The organism is Pseudomonas brassicae, assembly GCF_010671725.1.
In the GTDB taxonomy this organism is placed as follows: Bacteria; Pseudomonadota; Gammaproteobacteria; order Pseudomonadales; family Pseudomonadaceae; genus Aquipseudomonas; species Aquipseudomonas brassicae.
The window spans coordinates 1-4,496 of the sequence record NZ_JAAHBU010000357.1; the positions used below are offsets into that span (position 1 = coordinate 1).

5 protein-coding genes are annotated in these 4,496 nt (G+C 65.4%); 3 read left to right on the forward strand and 2 right to left on the reverse strand.

Going from position 1 to position 4,496, the window contains the following annotated elements; translation table 11 throughout:
* The coding region (locus G3436_RS21415) for a methyl-accepting chemotaxis protein (RefSeq protein ID WP_163949195.1) at positions 1-410 on the forward strand (410 nt) is incomplete at its 5' end.
* 115 nt (positions 411-525) lie between these two features.
* Here G3436_RS21415 and G3436_RS21420 read toward each other — a convergent pair.
* Positions 526-2,091, reverse strand: coding sequence for an ABC transporter permease (locus tag G3436_RS21420; protein ID WP_163949198.1), 1,566 nt, complete (start codon positions 2,089-2,091; stop codon positions 526-528).
* On the reverse strand, positions 2,091-3,104 hold the full coding sequence (locus G3436_RS21425; protein WP_163949201.1) for an extracellular solute-binding protein: 1,014 nt from the start codon (positions 3,102-3,104) through the stop codon (positions 2,091-2,093). Before G3436_RS21425 ends, G3436_RS21420 begins: the two co-directional genes overlap by 1 nt.
* A gap of 226 nt (positions 3,105-3,330) precedes the next feature.
* On the opposite strand from G3436_RS21425, the gene G3436_RS21430 reads away from it, so the two are divergent.
* Both G3436_RS21430 and G3436_RS21435 read left to right on the forward strand, forming a co-directional pair.
* Entirely contained in the window at positions 3,331-4,050 is a 720-nt protein-coding gene (locus G3436_RS21430) for an autoinducer binding domain-containing protein (RefSeq protein WP_163949204.1), read from the forward strand.
* Positions 4,051-4,144: 94 nt separating this feature from the next.
* Positions 4,145-4,496: acyl-homoserine-lactone synthase (locus tag G3436_RS21435; RefSeq protein WP_163949207.1), on the forward strand; the 352-nt coding region annotated here is incomplete at its 3' end.

Consider the following 4,496-nt stretch of genomic DNA (forward strand, 5'->3'; position numbering starts at 1 on the left):
TTGCCGTGGTGGCGGATGAGGTACGCGCGCTGGCGAGCAAGACCCAGAGTTCGACGGGCGATATCCAGGCGCACATCGGTGCCTTGCAGCAGGGTGCGCGTGAAGCGGTGGCGGCGATCAGCCAGGCCGGGCGCCAGGCCAGCGAAGGGTTGAGCGTGCTCAAGGACAACGCGCGCCTGCAGCAGTCGGTACAGGCGTCGGTCGAGCAGGTGCATGCCGCGATCGGGCTGGCCACGCGGGCTGCCGAGCAGCAGGCGCAGGGTGCGCAGGCGGTGCGTGGGCGGGTCGAGACGATTCATGCACAGGCCGAGCGTGCGGCGCAGGTGGTGATGCAGACCACGGCCAGCAGCAAGGTGCTGGATGACCTGGCGGCGCAATTGAAGGCTAGCCTGGGCCAGTTCAGGGCCTGAAGGCCAGCTGTACCGGCCTCTTCGCTGGCAAGCCAGCTCCCACAGGCACCCCACCGCTTTCAAGAGCGGTGGAGAACCTGTGGGAGCTGGCTTGCCAGCGAAAGGGGCGATGCGCTCAGGCGCGGTTCAGGTACATCCGCGTGGTCAGCAGGTACACCGGCAACCCCGACACCAGAATCAGCAACGCCGCATACGGCGCCGCTGCCGCAAATTCGACGTTGGCGGTGTGCGCCCACACCTCGGTCGCCAGCGTGGTCATGCCGGTCGGGCTGAGCAGCAGCGTCGCGGTCAGCTCCTTCATCGCATCCAGGAACACCAGCGCAAAGGCCGCCGCCAGCGCCGGGAAGATGATCGGCAGGGTCACCCGGCAGAACGCCTTGAACGGTGTCGCCCCAAGGGTTCGCGCCGCCTCTTCGAGCTGCGGCGCCGCCTTGGTCAGCGCCGTGCGCACCGGTGCCTGCGCCAGCGGCAGGAACAGCAGCGCATACGCCAGCAGCAGCAAACCGGTGGTCTGGTACATGGCCGGCACGTAGTGCAGTGCGAAATACACCAGCGTCAGCGCAATCACCAACCCCGGCAGTGCATGCAGCAAGTAGGGCAGGCGTTCGGCCCAGATCGCCAGGCGCCCCTTGTAGCGCACCACCAGGAAGCTCACCGGCAACGCCAGCAGCAGGCTCACCCCGGCACCGCCCAGCGCCAGCGACAGCGACGAGAACAGCGCCTTGCTGATCGCGGCCAGCGGGAACGCCGCCGACGCGCCCACGCTGAGCCAGTAGGCCAGCATGCCCAGCGGGATGCCGCTGCCCAGCACCGCCAGCAGCAGGCAGCTCAGTTGCCCGAGCAGGCTCCAGCCGCCCAGGCGGATCGGCTTGGCACGCCGTGCCACACCCTGGCCGATGCGCACATGCCGGGCCTTGCCGCGCACGCGCAACTCCAGCCACAGCATCAGCAGGCACATGAACAGCAGCACCGCCGACAGCATGGCCGCGTTGGCGTTGCTGAACTCCAGCTCGAACTGCTGGTAGATCGCGGTGGTGAACGTCTGCAGGCCCAGGATCGACAGCGCGCCGAACTCCACCAGCATGTGCAGCGCGATCAGCAGGCTGCCGCCCAGGATCGACGGCCACAGCAGTGGCAGGGTGACCCGGCGGAACACGCCCCAGCGGTTGTAGCCCAGGGTGCGCGCCGACTCTTCCAGCGAGGTGTCGAGGTTGCGCAGGGTCGCGGCCACCGGCAGGAATACCAGCGGGTACTTGGACAGCGCCATCACCAGGATCGCCCCGCCCAGGCCTTCGAAACGGGGGCTCAGCGAGACCCAGGTAAACCCGCTGACGAACGCCGGCACGGCAAATGGCAGGCACAGGATCACCCCCCACAGACGGCGCCCGCGCAGGTCGCTGCGCTCCAGCAACCAGGCCAGGGCCAGGCCGACCACGGCGCAGGCCACGGTAACCCCGGCCATCAGCAGCAGGGTGTTCTTCATCAGGCCCCAGACAAAGGGCCGCCACAGCAGGTACAGCGCCTCGCGCCAGCCGGCCTGCCAGGCCTTGAGCCCGACATACAGCAGCGGCAGCAGGCTCAGGCCTACCAGTAACAGTACCGGCAGCAGCACCCAGACAGAGGGGCGCTTGCGCCGGGGTACAAAGCGCGGCAGGGCCGGCGCAGGCAGCACGGCGTCCATCAGAGCAGGCCGACCTCGCGTTCAAGTTCCAGCGCTTCTTCGGCGTTGCCCAGGTCGGCCGGGCTGATCTTCGGCGGACGCAGGTCTTCGAACGGCTTCAGGCCCTGGTCCGAGACCATGCCTTTGTGCAGCGGGTATTCGGCGGTGGTCTGGGTGATCACGCGCTGGCCTTCTTCACTGGCCATCCAGGCGAGCAGGGCCTGGGCTTCTTTGGGATGCTTGCTGGCCTTGACCGCGGCGGCGCTGGAGATGGTCACCAGGCCACCGACGTCGCCGTCGGCCAGGTAGTAGAGTTTGGAGTCGAGTTGGCCGCGCTCTTTTTTCAGGGCGTACCAGTAGTAGTTGTTCACCAGCACGGCCGCGACTTCACCGTTCTCCACCGCCTTGAGCGCGACCATGTTGTTGGTGTAGGTCTTGCCGAAGGCCTTGAGGCCGGTCAGCCATTCCTCGGCCGCTTCACGCCCGTGCAGCTTGAGGATGGCCACGGCCTGCTCCTGGAATGCGCCGCTGGTGGGCACGAAGCCGACCTTGCCGTCCCACTGCGGGTCGGCGAAGTCCATTACCGAGGCGGGCAGGTCTTTCTCGTCGATCACCTTGGGGTTGAAGGCCACCACACGGGTGCGCGCGGTCACGCCCATCCAGGTACCGTTGCTGGCCACGTACTCCTTGGGCAGCACCTGCAGGGTGGCGTCGTCGATCTTGGCCAGCAGGCCGAGTTGACCGAGGTTGTTCAGCGGCGGCGATTCTTCGGTGTAGATGACATCGGCGGGCGAACGCTCGCCTTCCTCGATGATCTGGCTGGCCAGCTGGTTGCTGCTGCCCTTGCGGATATTGATGTGGATGCCGGTCTTGGCCTCGTAGGCCTTGGCGATGGCTTCACCGATTTCCTTGTGCTGGCCGTTGTACAAGGTCAGTGCCACCGGGTCGGCGGCCATGGCGGCCGGAACGCCCAGGACCATGCTGAACACGGAAACGGCCAGGCCGCGCAGAATCGGGTTAGAGCGGATCGTCATGCGGGTATTTCCTCGCTTGCGGCTACAAATCTTGAAACAATAATAAACGATATAGGTTCTCAAGTACGCCCGTGAGGAAAAATTCATGAGCAGCCTATCGGTTGCTCGGGTTGATTGTCGGACAATTGACCATCCTCAATGGCTACCCTCGCGTGCTGAACTATGCTCCCTCGCCGCGAAGTGCACTGCTGGATTGGCAGTTTTTGCAGGTAAATGGAGATACACGATGCAATGGATGGGCGACGTGCTGGCCTCGGTCAATGAGGCCACCGAAGTGGAAGAGTTGTTGCAAAAGCTGCAGTCAGGCGCCGTTTCACTGGGCTTCGAATTCTGTGCCTACGGGCTGCAGACCCTGTTACCGGTGACGCGTCCGCGTATCTACACCCAGAGTACCTACCCGCTCGCCTGGCGCGAGCGCTATCGACAATCGGGCTACCTGGCAATTGACCCCACGGTTCAGCATTGCCAGCGTTCGCAGGCCCCTGTGCTGTGGAATGAACGCGTGTTCAGTGCGGTGCCGGGGCTGTGGGACGATGCGCACCAGGCCGGGTTGCGCGTGGGCTGGGCGCAGTCCTGCCTGGACGGCTGCGGTGGCGGTGGCATGTTTACCCTGGCGCGCTCTGCCGATGCGCTGGGTGAGAGCGAGCTGCGCAGCCACGAAGTGAAGATGCGCTGGTTGACCAGCCTTGCCCATCAGGGGTTCATGCGCCTGATGTCGCCAAGCTGGCAGCCGCAACTGTGTTCGCCGTTGTCGCGACGCGAGCGTGAAGTGCTGCGGTGGGCCGCCGATGGCAAGACCCTGGCCCAGGTGGCCGACATTCTCACGCTGTCGATGGAGACGGTGAAATTCCACACACGCAATGCCGCGGTGAAACTGGGCGCGGCCAACCGTACCGCTGCGGTCGCGCGGGCAGCCCTGCTGGGGCTGCTCAGTTGGGTCGATTGAGGCCGGCGCCGGCCCCTGCCAAATAGTGCAGTTTTTCAATGGGCGTTCTTCTTGTCGAATAGGTATCTGTTTTCCACCGCCATGAGGGCGTGAAATGGATATTGTGGTTGGCAAGAAGAAGGACCTTGATCGTGCACAGCTGGCTGCGTTGGGGCGTTATCGCTACCGCGTGTTTGTTGGCGCACTGGGGTGGGAGCTGGCGTGCGAGCCTGACGCCGAAATCGATCAGTTCGATCATGAGGATGCGCTCTACCTGCTTGCCCAAGACACCTCGGGCGAGGTGGTCGGGTGCGCGCGCCTGCTGCCCACCGTGCAGCCCTACCTGCTGGGCGAGGTGTTCCCGCAGTTGCTGGGCGGGGAGCGCCCGCCTGCGGCGGTGGATACCTGGGAGCTGTCGCGCTTTGCCGCCCTCGACCTGAACCAGCCGGCGCAGGCGCTGCAGCAGT